General features: G+C 71.9%; 14 protein-coding genes. 8 read left to right on the top strand and 6 right to left on the bottom strand.

Annotated elements, in window-relative coordinates:
- Positions 1-38 precede the first annotated feature (38 nt).
- Genes E4V99_RS01215 through E4V99_RS01205 form a run of 3 tightly spaced genes read left to right on the top strand, consistent with a single transcriptional unit; the run spans position 39 to position 3431 of the window.
- Positions 39-668 carry an SAF domain-containing protein gene (locus E4V99_RS01215; protein WP_135064431.1) on the top strand — a complete coding sequence of 210 codons (630 nt, stop codon included), beginning with the start codon at positions 39-41 and terminating at the stop codon, positions 666-668.
- Positions 665-1903: a hypothetical protein gene (locus E4V99_RS01210; protein WP_209305572.1), complete on the top strand. Its 1239-nt coding sequence runs from the start codon at positions 665-667 to the stop codon at positions 1901-1903. Before E4V99_RS01215 ends, E4V99_RS01210 begins: the two co-directional genes overlap by 4 nt.
- A 34-nt stretch (positions 1904-1937) precedes the next feature.
- Positions 1938-3431, top strand: coding sequence for a PAS domain-containing sensor histidine kinase (locus E4V99_RS01205; protein ID WP_135064434.1), 1494 nt, complete (start codon positions 1938-1940; stop codon positions 3429-3431).
- 70 nt (positions 3432-3501) lie between these two features.
- On the opposite strand, the gene E4V99_RS01200 is transcribed toward E4V99_RS01205, so the two are convergent.
- Positions 3502-3750 (bottom strand): WhiB family transcriptional regulator, encoded by a 249-nt coding sequence (locus E4V99_RS01200; protein ID WP_013583608.1) that lies wholly within the window; start codon positions 3748-3750, stop codon positions 3502-3504.
- 225 nt (positions 3751-3975) lie between these two features.
- Here E4V99_RS01200 and E4V99_RS01195 point away from each other — a divergent pair, with 225 nt between their 5' ends.
- Complete coding sequence (locus E4V99_RS01195; RefSeq protein ID WP_135064437.1) at positions 3976-4362, top strand: histidine kinase; 387 nt, start codon at positions 3976-3978, stop codon at positions 4360-4362.
- 8 nt (positions 4363-4370) lie between these two features.
- Here the strand turns inward: E4V99_RS01195 and bcp are convergent, their stop codons facing one another.
- From bcp to aroA, 3 genes are read right to left on the bottom strand one after another with little or no spacing between them, the layout of a single operon-like run.
- Positions 4371-4847: a thioredoxin-dependent thiol peroxidase gene (gene bcp / locus E4V99_RS01190; RefSeq protein WP_135064440.1), complete on the bottom strand. Its 477-nt coding sequence runs from the start codon at positions 4845-4847 to the stop codon at positions 4371-4373.
- A complete protein-coding gene (gene rsgA, locus E4V99_RS01185; protein ID WP_135064443.1) occupies positions 4844-5896 on the bottom strand; it encodes a ribosome small subunit-dependent GTPase A in 1053 nt (350 codons plus the stop codon). The genes bcp and rsgA overlap by 4 nt, the downstream gene beginning before the upstream one ends.
- A 14-nt stretch (positions 5897-5910) precedes the next feature.
- Positions 5911-7248 carry a 3-phosphoshikimate 1-carboxyvinyltransferase gene (gene aroA / locus E4V99_RS01180; RefSeq protein WP_135116113.1) on the bottom strand — a complete coding sequence of 446 codons (1338 nt, stop codon included), beginning with the start codon at positions 7246-7248 and terminating at the stop codon, positions 5911-5913.
- A 103-nt stretch (positions 7249-7351) separates the two neighbouring features.
- Between aroA and E4V99_RS01175 the strand changes: the two genes are divergently transcribed.
- From E4V99_RS01175 to E4V99_RS01165, 3 genes are read left to right on the top strand one after another with little or no spacing between them, the layout of a single operon-like run.
- Positions 7352-7948 (top strand): sigma-70 family RNA polymerase sigma factor, encoded by a 597-nt coding sequence (locus tag E4V99_RS01175; RefSeq protein ID WP_187270401.1) that lies wholly within the window; start codon positions 7352-7354, stop codon positions 7946-7948.
- Entirely contained in the window at positions 7945-8184 is a 240-nt protein-coding gene (locus E4V99_RS01170) for a zf-HC2 domain-containing protein (RefSeq protein WP_135064452.1), read from the top strand. The genes E4V99_RS01175 and E4V99_RS01170 overlap by 4 nt, the downstream gene beginning before the upstream one ends.
- Positions 8185-8233: 49 nt before the next feature.
- Positions 8234-9532, top strand: coding sequence for a GNAT family N-acetyltransferase (locus E4V99_RS01165; protein WP_135064455.1), 1299 nt, complete (start codon positions 8234-8236; stop codon positions 9530-9532).
- Between the two features lie 72 nt (positions 9533-9604).
- On the opposite strand, the gene E4V99_RS01160 is transcribed toward E4V99_RS01165, so the two are convergent.
- Positions 9605-13273, bottom strand: coding sequence for a multifunctional oxoglutarate decarboxylase/oxoglutarate dehydrogenase thiamine pyrophosphate-binding subunit/dihydrolipoyllysine-residue succinyltransferase subunit (locus E4V99_RS01160; protein WP_135116109.1), 3669 nt, complete (start codon positions 13271-13273; stop codon positions 9605-9607).
- A 154-nt stretch (positions 13274-13427) separates the two neighbouring features.
- Here E4V99_RS01160 and E4V99_RS01155 point away from each other — a divergent pair, with 154 nt between their 5' ends.
- Positions 13428-14885 carry a GuaB1 family IMP dehydrogenase-related protein gene (locus tag E4V99_RS01155; protein WP_135116106.1) on the top strand — a complete coding sequence of 486 codons (1458 nt, stop codon included), beginning with the start codon at positions 13428-13430 and terminating at the stop codon, positions 14883-14885.
- Positions 14886-15019: 134 nt separating this feature from the next.
- Here E4V99_RS01155 and E4V99_RS18575 read toward each other — a convergent pair whose 3' ends face one another.
- Positions 15020-15973, bottom strand: a complete 954-nt coding sequence (locus E4V99_RS18575; RefSeq protein WP_245233095.1) for a hypothetical protein — start codon at positions 15971-15973, stop codon at positions 15020-15022.
- Positions 15974-16104: the final 131 nt, after the last annotated feature.

The following is a 16104-nucleotide window of genomic DNA, read 5'->3' as shown; positions in this document are numbered from 1 at the left end:
CACCGATGCCTCTGCGGTGATCGGAGCACCATATCCGCATGACTGCCTCCGACCGTCCGCGTGCGCGATCGCGGCCCTTCTGGGGCGACGCCCGGTTCCTCCTCGGCGTGCTCCTGGTCGTCGTCTCCGTCGCCGGCGTGTGGCTGGTGGTGGGAGCGGCCCGCCAGACGGTCCCCGTGCTCGCGGCGGCCCGCACGATCGTGCCGGGGGAGAGCCTGGACGCCGATGATCTGCGCACGGTCGACGTCGCCCTGGGCGCGACGGGCGAGGCGTACGTCGCGCCCGGCGAGCTCCCCGAGGCGGCGGTGGCGACCCGCACGATCAGCGCCGGCGAACTCGTGCCTGCGCACGCCGTCGGCGCCGGCGCCGACGCGCGGGTGACGACCGTCGTGGTCGACACCGCGGCGGACGTGCCCGCCACGGTCGCCTCCGGCGTCCGGGTGGAGGTGTGGCACGCGCCGGCGCTCGAGCGCGGTCTCTTCGACACTCCCCGCATCCTCGTCGCCGACGCCACCGTGGCCGACGTCGTGCGCGAGGAGGGCGTGATCGGGCAGGCCGGGGCGACGCTCGAGCTCGTCATCCCGCGCGCCGACGTCGCCGCGACCCTCGCGGCGCTGTCGGGCGGATCCTCGCTCTCGGTCGTTCCGGTGGCCGGAGGTGCCCCGTGACGAGCGTGGCGCTGGCCGTCGACGGCCCGCACGGCGACCGGCTCGCGACCGAGCTGAGCATCGAGGGGGTGCGGGTCGGCGCGGTGGTGCGCGCGGCCGAGGTCTCCCGGCTCCGCCTGGACGGGGGAGAGATCGACGTCCTGGTCCTGCAGGTGGGGGCGTCAAGCCTCACCGCCGAGGTGGTCGCGGCGTGCGACGCGCACGGCGTGCGCATCGCGCCGCTGTGCGACGACGAGCCGGGGCGGCGCCTGGCCGCGCGGTTCGGGCTGACCGTCCCGCTCCCTCTCGCGGTCGAGGGGTGGGTGCTCGCCGACTCGCTGACGGCCCCCGCCGCTCCCCTCGCGCGCGCGGTCCCCGCCGCCTCCGGCCGCGTGGTGTCGGTCTGGGGTCCGCACGGGGCGCCGGGTCGCTCCACCCTCGCGATCGAACTCGCCGCGGAGCTCTCCCGCGGCGGACGAGCGGTCGCGCTCGTGGACGCCGACTCGCACGCGCCGTCGATCGCGCTGTCGCTGGGGCTCGCGGACGAGGGTCCGGGGTTCGCAGCCGCCTGCCGGCAGGCGGAGCGGGGCGGGCTGGACGAGGCGGAGCTGCGTCGCATCAGCGTCCCCCTGCGCACCGCCGGCGGAACCGTCGACGTGCTGACGGGGATCAACCGCCCTGGCCGCTGGCCGGAGCTCTCCGAGGCCCGCGTGGCGGCGGTGCTGTCGGCGTCGCGGTCGTGGGTGGACTGGGTGGTGGTGGATGTCGCGGCCTCGCTGGAGCGCGACGAGGAGGTCGTCAGCGACCTGGACGGGCCTCGTCGCAACGCCGCGACGCTGGCGGCCCTGCGCGAGTCGGACCTCGTGGTGGCCGTGTGCGCGGCCGACCCGGTCGGAGTCGCCCGGTTCGTGCGTGCGCACGCCGAGCTCCGCGCCACCGTCGGGTCGACGCCCGTGGCGGTGGTGGTGAACCGCCTGCGCCCCGGGACGCTCGGGATCGACGCGCGCGGGCAGGTGCGGCGCACGCTGGAACGGTTCGCGGGGGTCGAGGACATGTGGTTCGTGCCCCTCGACCCTCGCTCGGCCGATGCCGCGATGCTCGCCGCCCGCCCGGTGGCCGATACGGCACCGCGTGCGCCCCTCGCCGCGGCCGTGCGGCGGTTCGTGGGGGAGGCGGTGGCCCCCGCCCCCGCCGCGCAGGAGCGGCGGCGCACCGCGCGACGCACCCTTCGCGCCCGCGTCCCGCGCAGCGCGTGACGGCGGTCCCGGCGCGCCCGCATAGGGTGGAGAGGTGTCCACCCTCAGCGATCTCGTCTACGCCCAGGGCCGCTCCACGGAGGCCGACGTCGACTGGCTGCACCGCCTCGTCAGCGACGGCCAGCTGCTGGCCGACCTCGCCTTCGCCGACATCGTGGTGTGGGTGCCGACCCTGGACGACTCGTTCATCGCCGTCGCTCACGCACGCCCGAGCGGCGCGGCCACCCTCTTCTATCGCGACATCGTCGGCGACCGGGTCCGCCCGCAGTGGCGCACCCAGGTGCGCGAGGCCTTCCACAGCGGGCGCATCGTGGACTCGGCGTCACCGGACTGGTTCGAGGAGACTCCGACGCGGGTGCGAGCCGTGCCGATCGTGCGGGAGCTCGGCCAGGGCGGCGCGCCGGCGGTGACCGTCGGCGTCCTGACCCGCCACACCAACCTGGGGGAGACCCGCACCCCCTCGCGCCAGCAGATCACCTTCAACGACTGCGCGGACGACCTGTTCGGGATGATCTCCACGGCGGAGTTCCCCGACCTGTCCGCCCCCACCGCGCCGCGCCGTGGCGCCCCGCGCGCCTCGGACGGGCTCATCCGCCTGGACGTCGACGGGATCGCGACCTTCGCCAGCCCCAACGCGCTGTCGGCGTTCAACCGGATGGGCTTCGACGACGAGCTCGAGGGCGAATCGCTCGTGGAGGTCACCAGCCGCATCCTGCCCGCCAAGCGTCAGGTGGACGAGTCGCTCCCGCTCGTGGTGACCGGCCGCGCGCCGTGGCGCGCCGACCTGGAGGCCCGCGGCGTGCAGGTGTCGCTGCGGACCATCCCGCTGCGCGAGCGGGGGACGCGGATCGGGGCGATCGTGCTGTGCCGCGACGTGACGGAGATCCGTCACCAGGAGCAGGAGCTCATCACCAAGGACGCGACCATCCGCGAGATCCACCACCGGGTCAAGAACAACCTGCAGACGGTCGCCTCCCTGCTGCGCATCCAGGCCCGCCGCACGCACTCGGACGAGGCCCGCGAGGCGCTCACGCAGGCGATGCGGCGCGTGTCGGCGATCGCGGTCGTGCACGACACCCTCTCGGAGGGCCTCGCCCAGAACGTGGACTTCGACGACGTCTTCGCCCGCGTGCTCAAGCTGGTCGCCGAGGTCGCCGCCGCGCCCAACACGCGGGCCCAGACACGCACCACCGGGCGCTTCGGCACGCTCCCCAGCGAGTACGCCACGCCCCTGGCCCTGGCTCTCACCGAACTGGTGACCAACGCCGTCGAGCACGGCCTCGCCGGGCAGGAGGGCGACGTGGAGATCGCGGCCGTGCGCACCGACGACGTCCTCGAGGTGCGTGTGCGGGACACCGGGGTGGGGCTGCCGGAGGGACAGGTGGGACGGGGACTGGGCACGCAGATCGTCCGCACCCTCATCCAGGGCGAGCTCGGCGGCACGATCGACTGGCACACGCTCGTGGGAAGCGGCACGGAAGTGACCATCGACATCCCGATGCGCTACATCGCCCGCGGGGAGGGCTGAGCCCGTCACGCAACAGCGCCATGCGGACGCGTGAGCGTCCGCATGGCGCGGATGATGCGATGCGGCGGCGTCAGGACGCGCGGCGGGCGCGGGCGGCGCGGCGCTTGAGGGCGCGGCGCTCGTCCTCGGACAGCCCACCCCATACGCCCGAGTCCTGGCCGGACTCGAGGGCGTACTGCAGGCACACCTCGGTGACGGTGCAACGGGCGCACACCGACTTCGCCTTCTCGATCTGGTCGACGGCCGGTCCGGTGTTCCCGACGGGGAAGAACAGCTCGGGGTCGACGGTCAGGCAGGCAGCTTTGTCGCGCCAATCCATGGTGGTGCTCCTTGAGAGGAATCAGGTTGATCAGAGCCCGGCTTCGGGTGTCCGATACTCTGGTGGGGAGATGCGAGCGTCTGGCTCGCCCCACGTCGCTGTGGGAGCACACGGCTTTACATATCGTCCCATAAGCACCCGGACCGATCAAGAGGTGAAGGGGAGCTTTCCAGCCGGTTGACAGGCTTTTCGTCCCCCCGTGCACCCGATCCCCAGGAGTTCCGCATGATGGTCCGACTGATCGCCGCCGCGATCCTCGCCTTCGAAGCGCTCGGGCTCGCCGTGCTCGTCGTGTGGCAGGTGGTGGCGATGATGGCCGGTGACACCGCCTCCCTCGCCAGTGCGATCGCCCTGGCCGCGCTGACCCTCGTCGGGGCGGTCGCGGTGGCGGCGTTCTCCGTGGCCACCGCGCGCGGGCAGTCGTGGGGCCGCTCCGGCGGCATCGTCGCGCAGGCCCTCATCCTCGCCGTCGCGCTGGGGGAGCTGACCGGCGAGAACGCGAACCCCGCGACGGCGGCGCTGATCGCGGCGCCGGCGCTGGTGTGCGGCGTGATGCTGATCCTGACCGTGCGATCGGCCGGGCGTCAGGCCCGCGCGGGAGAGCAGACCTGACGGATGGTTCAGGCGGCGGCGTCGATGCCCAGGAGCTTGCGGAGCCGCGCCACGTGGCCGGTGGCCTTGACGTTGACCATCGCGTGCTCGACGGTGCCGTCCTCGTCGATCACGAACGTCGAGCGCAGCACGCCCTGGATGGTCTTGCCGTAATTCTGCTTCTCGCCCCACGCGCCGTACGCGTCGTGCACGGCGTGGTCGGGGTCGCTCAGCAGCGGGAAGGCCAGGCCGTCGCGCTCACGGAACTCCCGCAGCTTCTCCGGCAGGTCGCGGGAGATGCCGAGCACCGTGTACCCGGCGCCCTGCAGGGAGGAGAGGCTGTCGCGGAAGTCGCACGCCTGCGTCGTGCACCCGGGCGTCATGGCTGCCGGGTAGAAGTACACGATGACGCGGCGGCCCCGGAAGTCATGCAACGAGACGAGGTGGTCGTCCTGGTCGGAAAGCGTGAAATCGGGCGCTGCGGTTCCGGGTTCGAGGGTGCTCACCCCTCCACCTTACGGTCGGAGAAGGTGGTCAGCAGCCGCTGCAGCGAATCCAGCCGCGCGGCGCCGCCCGGCCCGAGGCGCCCCTCGGCGACCGCCTCGACGATCGCGCAGTCCGGGGCATCCGGTAGGTGCGTGCATCCCCGTGGGCACTCCTCCGCGATGAGGGCGAGGTCGGTGAAGGCACCCAGGATGTTGGCGGGGTCCACGTGCCCCAGGCCGAAGGATCGCACTCCGGGGGTGTCGATGACCCATCCGCTGCCGCCGGCGCCGCGATAGCGCAGCGACACGGTCGAGGAGGAGGTGTGGCGCCCGCGACCGGTGACCACGTTGACGTGACCGATCGCCCGCTCGGATCCGGTGAGGGCGTTCACGAGGGTCGACTTGCCGACGCCGGAGTGACCCACGAACACCGTCGAGTGCCCGATGAGGGCCTCGCCGATCCGCTCGAGGGGGACATCGTCGGGCGCGCTGGTGAACACCTCCAGGTCCAGGCCCTCGAAGTGCGCGAGGAACGCCGATGGGTCGGCCAGATCCGTCTTGGTGACCACGAGCAGCGGGCGGATGCCGGCATCCAGCGCCGCGACGAGATACCGGTCGACCAGCCGTGCGCGCGGCTCGGGATCGGCCGCGGCGACGACGATGAGCATCTGGTCGGCGTTGGCGACGATGATCCGCTCCACCTGGTCGGTGTCATCGGCGCTGCGGCGCAGGAGCGACGTGCGCTCCTCGATGCCGACGATGCGGGCCAGCGTGCCCTCGGCGCCGGAGATGTCGCCCACGACCCGTGCGCGGTCGCCCGTGACGATGGCCTGCTTGCGCAGCTCGCGGGCGCGGGTCGCGGTGATCCGGCGCTCCTGGGGGCCGTCCTCGTCCACGAGCACCGCATAGCGGCCGCGGTCCACTCCCAGGACACGCGCGATGACGGCGTCGGCGTGCGCGGGCCTGCGCTTGGTGCGCGGGCGGTTCGCCTTCGGATTGGGCCGGACGCGGATGTCGGTCTCGTCGGGGCCGTCGTCCTGGTCGTCCTCGAAATCCTCGAGCCAGCTCATCGTCCTCGTCCGCGTCAGCGGCCGGCGCCTTCCCGCATCCCCTGCCACAGCGACGGGAACTGCGGCAGCGTCTTGGCCGTCGTGCCGATGTCGTCCACCCGGACCCCCGGGACCCGCAGCCCGATGAGGGCGCCCGTGGTGGCCAGGCGGTGGTCGTGATACGTGCGCCACGTCCCGCCGTGCAGCGGCCGGGGCACGATCCGGATGCCGTCCTCCAGCTCGTGCGCCTCTCCGCCGAGGGCCTGCAGGTTCGACACCAGTGCCGCGATGCGGTCGCTCTCGTGACCGCGGATGTGGCCGATGCCGTACAGCGTCGTGGGCGACTCGGCGAAGGCGGCGAGTCCGAACAGCGTGGGGGCCAGCTCTCCCGCCGCCGACAGGTCCAGGTCGATGCCCTCGATCGACTCGCCTGCGGTGACGGTGAGGTTGGTCGAGCGGCGGACGACCTTCGCGCCCATCTCGGCGAGGATCTCCACCAGGAGGGCGCCGGGCTGGGTGGAGTGCAGCGGCCACCCCGGCACCGTCACCTGGCCGCCGGCGACCATCGCGGCGGCCAGGAAGGGCGCCGCGTTGGAGAGGTCGGGCTCGATCGCGATGTCCTTGCCGCGCACCGGACCCGGCGGCACGATCCACTCGCCGGGCGCGGGGCGCTCGACGTGGATGCCGCGGTGGGCCAGCGACTCGATCGTCATGTCGATGTGCGGGATGCTGGGCAGGCGCGCCCCGGTGTGGCGCAGATGCAGGCCCACGTCGAAGCGGGGCGCGGCCAGGAGCAGACCGGAGACGAACTGGCTGGAGGCGCTCGCGTCGATCTCGACCTCGCCCCCGCGCACGTGGCCGTGCCCGCGCACCGTGAAGGGGAGCGCCCAGTGGCCGCCGTCGTCGATGTCCAGGCCCACGTCGCGCAGTGCCGCGATGAGCGATCCCATCGGCCGGTGCAGGGCGCTCTCGTGCGCGGTGATCGTCACCTCGCCCGAGGCGAAGCCCGCCAGCCCCGCGACGAAGCGCATGACGGTGCCGGCCTGGCCGCAGTCGATCTCGACGTTGCCCCGGAAGGGGGCCACGGGCGTGATGCGCAGGTCGGCGCTCGCGCCGTTGTCGTCCACACTCTCCACGCTCACCCCGAGCGTCGTGAGGGCCCGCACCATCCGGGCGGAGTCGTCCGAATGCAGCGGGGCGTGCAGGACGCTGGGTCCATCGGCGATCGCGGCGAGGATCAGCTCCCGGTTGGTGAGCGATTTCGACCCGGGTACCACCACCGTCGCACGCAGCGGCCCGTCGGCGACGGGCGCGAGCCACCCACCGCGGGGCGCGGTGTCGGAGGTCGCGGGGGAATAGCCGTCGAGGGTCATCGGTTCCACCCTAGTGAAGGAGGAGCAGATGATCGCTGTCCTGGACAGGTCCCGGCCGGAGTCCTGGGTCGTGGCCGCGCCGTCGGACGTAGACTGGCGCGTGATGAACGACAAGGCCGATGCCACCGTCGAAGCGCGCGAGCAGTTCGAAGAGCAGGCGCTCCCCTTCATGGACCAGCTGTACGCCGCGGCGATGCGCATGACGCGCAACCCGGCCGACGCGGCCGACCTGGTGCAGGAGACCTTCGTGAAGGCCTTCGGCTCGTGGGGGACATTCACGCAGGGCACCAACCTCAAGGCGTGGCTGTACCGCATCCTCACCAACACGTACATCAACACCTACCGCAAGAAGCAGCGGGAGCCCTACCAGGGCACCATCGACGACCTCGAGGACTGGCAGCTCGGGGGAGCGGAATCGACCACGGCCACGAGCGCACGCTCGGCCGAGGCGGAGGCGATCGACCGGATGCCCGCATCCGTCGTGAAGGACGCCCTGCAGTCGATTCCGGAGGATTTCCGGCTGGCGGTGTATCTCGCCGACGTCGAGGGCTTCGCCTACCAGGAGATCGCCGACATCATGAAGACACCGATCGGCACGGTCATGAGCCGCCTGCACCGTGGCAGGCGGATGCTGCGTGAACTGCTGACGGACTATGCGAAGGAGCGCGGCATCTCCGCCGCGACGGGAGTGACGAAATGAGCGACTGCGGCTGCGAGAAGGCACGACGCGACCTTGAGGAGTACCTGCGCGACGAGGTCTGCAAGACCAGTCCCGAGGACATCGCCGAACACCTCGCCCACTGCCCCGGGTGCCGGGACGAGGCGCACTTCGCACGAACCCTCACCGACGTGGTGGCACGTGCGTGCAAGGAGAGCGCGCCCGAGGAGCTGCGCGACCTCGTGATCGCGCGACTGCGCGCCGATCCCGTCGCCTGACGACGCGCTGACCGGCGCGGGTGTCGGACCCGGCCCCTAGGCTGGGCTCATGGCTGACGTCGACGCCCACTCGCTTCCGCTCGATCCCACCTCGGCCGAGCAGCTGGCCGCCGAGAACCTGGAGTACGCGCTCGTCGCGAACGACGGTCCCGGCTTCGAGGTCTTCCACTCCGCCGTCTCGCGCGGCTTCCTGGACGGCGAGCCGACCACAGAGCAGATCGCGGATTCGCGTGTCGCGCTGAGCCCTCGGCGCCTGACCGGCGTGTTCGACCGCGACGCGATCCACCCCGAGGTCCCCGTCGGGACGGTGGATTCGTGGGTCACCGAGCTCACCAGCGAGCCCGGGCGAACGGTCCCGGTGTGGGCCATCAGCGGCGTCACGGTGGCTCCCACCCATCGCCGCCGCGGCATCGCGCGCGCGATGCTCACCGGCGAACTGCGGACGGCTGCGGACGCGGGCTTCGCCCTGGCGGGACTGACGGTGTCGGAGGCGACGATCTACGGCCGGTGGGGGTTCGGGCCGGCGGTGTTCACCTCCGACCTCACGATCGACACCCGGCGCGTGCAGTGGACGGGCCGCCGCCCGCAGGGCCGTCTGGACTTCCTGAGCCAGGACGAGCTGCCCGACGCGCTCGCGGCGCTCCACGAGCGCACGCGGCGGCAGCGTCCCGGCGAGGCGGCCGGCTGGCCCGGGCTGTGGCGGCGCATGTCGGGGCTCCGCCCCGGCGATGACGACGCACGCAAGGTCCGTGCCGTGGCCTATCGGCGCACGGGCGAGCCCGACGGCATCCTCGTGTATTCCGTCGCGGAGAAGGGGGAGGACGGGTCGCGGCAGGAGTTGAGGATCCGCGGGCTGTTCACCGCGGACGACGACGCGTACGCCGCGCTGTGGCGCTTCGCGATCGAGCACGATCTCGTCGGCACCGTCGTGGCGACCCTGCAACCGGCCGATTCCCCGATCCGGTGGATGCTCTCCGACCACCGCGCCGTCCGCGAGACGCGCACCGACCACCACTGGCTGCGGATCCTCGACGTGCCCCGAGCCCTCGGCATCCGCTCCTACGCCGCCCCGCTGGACCTCGCGGTACGCGTGGAGGATCCGCTCGGCTTCGCCGAGGGGACGTGGCGGGTCGCGGTCGGGGAGGACGGCAACGCCACCGTGACGCCCACCGAGGACGCGCCGGAGGTCACCTTGGGGGCGAGCGCGCTGGCCTCCATCCTGCTCGGCGGCGTGCGCCCGGATGCCCTGGCCACCGCGGGTGGGATCGACGGCGACGCGGTGAGCGTGGCTGCGCTGACGCGTGCCTTCGCGCCCGCCGTCACGCCCGTCCTCAGCATCTGGTACTGACCCCCGCGCCGTCGCACGGTCACGGATATGACGAAGGCCCCGGGAGACCGGGGCCTTCGTGGTATCCGACTCCTACAGGGTCAGCGCCATGCGCATGAGCTCGGCGTGCTCCTGGGCGTGCACCTTCGGCGATCCGGTCGCCGGCGACGCCGCTGCCGCGCGCGAGACGCGACGGATCGTGCGTCCGCGCAGGTGCTTGACCACCTCGAGGGCGATGAACGGCCACGCGCCCTGGTTCTCCGGCTCGTCCTGCACCCACACCAGCTCCGCGTTGGGGTAGGTCTCCAGCACGGCGTTGAGCTCGTCGACGGGTGCGGGATAGTACTGCTCGAGGCGCACGAGGGCGACCTCGGGGTTCGGGTTCTTCTCCAGCTCGCCGCGCAGATCCCAGTGGATCTTGCCCGCGTGCATCAGGACGCGCTTGACGGCGGAGCGGTCGATCTGCCGGTCGTCGTCGAGCACCGGCTCGAACCGTCCGGTCAGGAAGTCCTCCACAGGGCTCGTCGCCCCGCGCAGGCGCAGCATCGCCTTCGGGGTGAAGACCACGAGCGGACGGCGCGGACGCTGGTAGGCCTGGCGCCGCAGCAGGTGGAAGTACGACGCGGGGGTGGAGGGACGCGCGACGGTCATGTTGTCCTGCGCGCACATCTGCAGGTACCGCTCGATGCGGCCCGAGGAGTGATCGGGTCCCTGACCCTCGTAGCCGTGGGGGAGGAGCAGCACGACGCTCGACTGCTGTCCCCACTTCTGGTCGGCGGCGGAGATGTACTCGTCGATGACCGACTGGGCGCCGTTGGCGAAGTCGCCGAACTGCGCCTCCCACAGCACCAGCGCGTCGGCACGCTCGACGGAGTAGCCGTACTCGAAGGCCATCGCCGCGTACTCGCTCAGCAGCGAGTCGTAGACGTAGAACCGGCCCTGGTTCTCGCTGAGGTTGGTCAGCGGGATCCACTCCTGGCCGTTCTCGCGGTCGTGGAGCACCGAGTGGCGCTGCACGAACGTGCCGCGGCGGGAGTCCTGACCGGCCAGGCGCACCGGGGTGCCCTCCAGCAGCAGCGACCCGAAGGCCAGCAGCTCGCCGAAGCCCCAGTCGATGTTGCCGCTGCGGCTCATCTCCAGGCGCTTGTCCAGCAGCTGCTGCAGCTTGGTGTGCACTGTGAAGCCCTCGGGCTTGTTGACGAAGGCATCGCCGATGGAGTGGACGACCTCGCGCGGCACGCCGGTGGTGTCGGGTGCACCGCTGGCCGGCTCCTCCGACGCATCCGGATCCACGATCGGGTTGGCGCCCGTCTCGGCCTCGTGCGTCTGGGCGAATGCGACCTCCAGGCGGCGCTGGAAGTCCTGCTTGGCCTGGTCGTACTCCTCTTCGGTGATGTCACCGCGGCCGACGAGGGACTCGGTGTAGAGGCGGCGCACCGAGCGCTTGGCCTCGATGAGGTTGGTCATGAGCGGCTGCGTCATCGAGGGGTCATCGCCCTCGTTGTGACCGCGCCGGCGGTAGCAGACCAGGTCGATGACGACGTCGTGGTGGAACTCCTGGCGATACATGAACGCCAGTTCGGCCACGCGGACGACAGCCTCGGGGTCGTCCCCGTTGACGTGGAAGATGGGCGCCTGGATCGTCTTGGCGACATCCGTGGCGTACACCGACGTGCGTGCGTCGGTGGGGGTCGTGGTGAAGCCGACCTGGTTGTTGACCACGACGTGGATCGTGCCGCCGGTGCGGTACCCGCGCAGCTGCGACATCTGCAGCGTCTCCACGACGACGCCCTGCCCGGCGAACGCGGCGTCACCGTGCACGAGGATCGGCAGCCACGAGAACGTCCCGATGGGCTTGCGGTCCTGCTTGGCGCGGACCACGCCCTCCAGCACGCCGTCGACGGTCTCCAGGTGCGAGGGGTTGGCGGCCAGGTACACCGGCAGTTCCTCGCCGGCGTCGGCGAGGAACGTGCCCTCGGTGCCGAGGTGGTACTTCACGTCGCCCGAGCCGCGCTTGCTGCCCACGGCGACCGAGCCCTCGAACTCGCGGAACACCTGCCCGTACGTCTTGCCGGCGATGTTGGTCAGCACGTTCAGGCGCCCGCGGTGGGCCATGCCGATCGCCGCGCCGTCCAGGCCCGCGGATGCCGCGCCCTGCAGGATCTCGTCCAGCAGCGGGATGAGCGACTCGCCGCCCTCGAGGCTGAACCGCTTCTGCCCGACGTACTTGGTCTGCAGGAAGGTCTCGAACGCCTCGGCCTCGTTGAGCTTGGACAGGATCCGCAGCTGCTCGTCGTGACCGGGCTTGGTGTACTTGACCTCGACGTTGTCCTGGAACCACTTGCGCTGCGTGGGGTCCTGGATGTGCATGTACTCGATGCCGATCGTGCGGCAGTACGAGTCGCGCAGCACGCCGAGGATGTCGCGGAGCTTCATCTGGCGCTTGCCGCCGAACCCGCCCGTCACGAATTCACGGTCCAGATCCCAGAAGGTCAGGCCGTGCGACTCGATCTCCAGGTCGGGGTGCGTGCGCTGCACGTACTCGAGGGGATCGATGTCGGCCATCAGGTGCCCGCGCACGCGGAAGGAGTTGATCAGCTCGTGCACGCGCGCGGTCTTGTTGATGCGCTCCGAGACGTCGACGTTGATGTCGCCGGCCCAGTGGATCGGGGCGTAGGGGATGCGCAGCGCCGCGAAGATGTCGTCGTAGAAGCCGCGCTGGCCCGTCAGGAGCTCGTGGACCTTCTTGAGGAACTCGCCCGAGCCGGCGCCCTGGATGACGCGGTGGTCGTACGTGCTGGTCAGGGTGATCGTCTTGCCGATCGCCAGCTCGTTGAGCGTCTTCTCGCTGGCGCCCTGGAACTCCGCCGGGTACTCCAGCGCGCCGGCGCCCACGATGCATCCCTGCCCCTTCATCAGGCGCGGCACCGAGTGCACCGTCCCGATGCCGCCGGGGTTGGTGAGGGAGATGGTCGTGCCCTGGAAGTCCGCGGCGCCCAGCTTGTTCGCGCGGGCGCGCTGGACGAGGTCTTCGTAGGCGGAGAGGTACTCGCCGAACGTGAGGCTCTCGGCGCGCTTGATGCTCGGCACCAGGAGGGCGCGCGTGCCGTCGGGCTTGGGGATGTCGATCGCGATGCCGAGATTGATGTGCGCCGGCGCCACGACCGAGGGCTTGCCGTCGATCTCCGCGTAGAAGACGTTCTGGCTCGGGAATTCCTTCAGCGCCTGGATGATCGCCCATCCGATGAGGTGCGTGAAGCTGATCTTGCCGCCGCGCGTGCGCGACATGTGGTTGTTGATGACGATGCGGTTGTCGATCATCAGCTTCGCCGGCACGGTCCGCACGCTCGTGGCGGTGGGGACGGTCAGCGACTGGTCCATGTTGGCCGCGAGCGTCTTAGGCATGCCGCGCAGCGGCGTGACCTTGTCCTCCTCGAGGCGCTCCGCCGACGCCGGGGCGTTGGCGGGTGCCTGTGCGGGGATCGGCTGCGGCGCCGCGGGCTTCGCGGTCGTGCGGGCCACCGGCTGCGCACCCACGACGGGGATCGGTGCGGTCACCGGCTTCGGCTCGGTGCCTCCGCCGTTCCCGTTCGCGCCCCCATCGGAGACGACGGGGTGGTACGCGTCGAGGATCGGCCACCACGCCTTGTCCACGGAGTTCTTATCGACCTTGTACTGCTCGTAGAGCTCATCGACGAGCCATTCATTGGCCCCGAATTCGCCCTCGTTCGAAGTACCGACGCCTGTGACCTGGCTCGACACGGTCGATCGCCTGCTTTCCTCGGTGAAGATCGGTGGGCTGCGCGGAAATCAGCCTCCGCGCACCGCCCCCCAGCCTAGCTCACCGGGCGCGCGGTGGCCCGTCCACCGGCCGACGGACCGTGCCGCGCGGCGGGGGGATCGGTAGCGTGGAGGTATGGAGTTCTCCGGCGCCCAGCCCGACCTCGACCTCACCTACGCGGACGTGTTCCTCGTCCCGCGCCGCTCCTCCGTCGCCAGCCGGCTGGACGTGGACCTGACCCCGGGAGACGGTACGCCCGCCCGCCTGCCGCTGGTGTCGGCGAACATGAACTCCGTCACGGGGGCGCGCCTGGCGGCGACGCTCGCCCGACGCGGCGGGCTGGGCGTGCTGCCGCAGGACATGCCGCTGCAGGAGCTGGACGCCGCCATCCGCTGGGTCAAGGCCCAGCCCGTGCCGTGGGACACGCCCCTCGTCCTGCCGCCCACCGCGACGGTGGCCGATGCCCGCCGTCTCCTCCCGGCCACACCGGGGCACGGGATCGTGGTGGCCGACACCGGTGCCGAGCACCTCACGATCGACCAGATCGTCAGCGTCGTGCCGGCCGGGGGGCTCGGCACCGCGCAGCCGGACGCGCTCCTGGGCGACCTGGCCCACGGAGGGGTCGCGTCGCTGGACGCCGAGGACGTCGGCAGTGCGCGGCATGCCTTCGACCTGCTCGTGGCCGCCGAGGCCGAGACGGTGTGCGTGCTCGAACACGGTCGGCTCGTGGGCACGCTGTCACGACGCAGCGCGCTGCGCGCCTCGCTGTATCCGCCGGCCGTCGACCGATCGGGCCGTCTCGCCGTCGCCGCCGCCATCGGCATCAACGGAGACGTCGCGGCCAAGGCGCGTGCCCTGGCCGGCGCCGGCGTCGACGTGCTCGTGCTCGACACCGCCCACGGGCACCAGGAGGGGATGCTGCGGGCGCTGCGCGTCGTGGCGGACCTGGGTCTGGGCATCCCGCTGGTGGCCGGCAACATCGTCACGGCAGAAGGGGTGCACGACCTCGTCGAATCCGGTGCCTCGATCCTCAAGGTCGGCGTGGGCCCGGGCGCCATGTGCACGACGCGCATGATGACCGCCGTGGGGCGCCCGCAGTTCTCCGCGGTGCTGGAGACCGCGCAGGCCGCCCGGGAGCTCGGCGCGCACGTGTGGGCGGACGGCGGTGTGCGCTATCCGCGCGACGTGGCCCTGGCGCTCGCGGCCGGCGCGGCATCCGTCATGATCGGCTCGTGGTTCGCCGGGACGATCGAGGCCCCCGGCGAACTGCTCGTGGACGACCAGGGCCGCGCGTACAAGGAGTCGTGGGGGATGGCCTCGACCAAGGCCGTGCACGAGCGCTTCGGCCGGCTGGACCCCTACGAGCTGGCCCGCAAGGAGCTGTTCGCCGAGGGGATCTCCTCGTCGAAGATCTACCTCGACCCCCTGCGGCCGGGCGTCGAGGATCTCGTGGACATGATCACCTCGGGAGTGCGCTCGGCCTTCACGTACGCCGGTGCCGCCACCGTCCCGGAGTTCGCCGAGCGCGCGCGCGTCGGCATCCAGTCCACCGCCGGCTACGACGAGGGCAAGGCGCTCCCCGCCAGCTGGTAGCCCCCGCCCCGCGCTGCCGCGCCGGCCACCACGTTCGCGCCACTTCGGTGCATCCGCGCCGCTCTGATGTGGCGCGAACGCGCGGAAGTGGCGCGGATGCGGTGCGCGCGGCGTCGCGGTGCGTGCCCGGGCGGTCACGGGCGAGGCAGCGACGTGGGCAATCCGGCCGAGGTGAGGATGTCCCAGATGCGACGCGGGTGGTCGGCGTCCGTCGCCTCCCAGCGCGAGAACGCGCGGACGACGCGGCGGATCTCGTTCTCGCGGTTCTTCTCGTCGATGAGGGCCTCCTGCGGCGTGCGGCCGTCGAGGAAGATCGGATCGGAGTACTTCGCCCTCCCGTCGATCTCGCACCAGTGGTCGTACTCGGGGAAGTACAGGTCGGCGTAGGCGACGCGCCCGCTGGGGAGCACACGTCGTTCCTGCAGCCGAGGGTGGGGGAATCCCAGCCGGGTGATCACCACACGGCTGTGCGACTCGCGCACGTTCGCCGCCAGCGGCTGCGCGAAGGCGAAGGCCCGCGCCGCCCGCGCGTCGCCGCGATGGCCGGGATCGGCATCCAGTCGGGCCCACAGTGCATCGATGGTCGTGAGGGCGCCGCCGCGACGGTTCACCCAGATCGCCTGATCGGCGATCGCGACGGCCGGCAGGAATCGCTCGCACCGGACGAGGTCGAGCGCGGTCTGGGCCGGGGAGGTGACGGCATGCGCTCCGGCCGGCACGGTCTCGAGCGTCGCGAGATCTCGCGTGTGCCGGCGGATGAGGCCGGTGGAACGACCGCCGGCGGCCTGCGTCGTGACGTCCACGGCGGTCGGCCACGCGCCGAGGACGTCGATGCCCCACCAGGCCGCGGCGGCGTGGTGGGAGAGCACCGCCGGCCGCCGCATCCGCCCGGCGACCTCGCGGACCCGCACCCGATGCTTCTCCAGGGGGGTGAGCGCGTCCCACTCCGAGCTGAGGGCGAAGACGCCGGCGGTCACGCGCACCCACGACCCGTCCTCCAGCGCGCGACGGAGGCGCCGGCTGTCGAGGGGATCGTCGCGCTCGCGCCGGCGGATGAGCGTGAGATCTGTCGAGGGAGGCAGGAGCATCCTCGGATCCTCGTCCGCCCCGTGCGCCCGGCAGGCGTCCCGCGATCCTCCCGTGGACAACCCACCGCGCGCCGCCGCTGGGGAGGAGGGGCGCATTTCGGCGCTTTCCCACGAGCGCGCCTGTTCCGTGC

This window comes from Microbacterium sp. dk485 (assembly GCF_004570445.1).
GTDB lineage: Bacteria > Actinomycetota > Actinomycetes > Actinomycetales > Microbacteriaceae > Microbacterium > Microbacterium wangchenii.
Note: the sequence above shows the minus strand (reverse complement) of the source record. Positions and strands in the feature narration are given on the sequence as shown.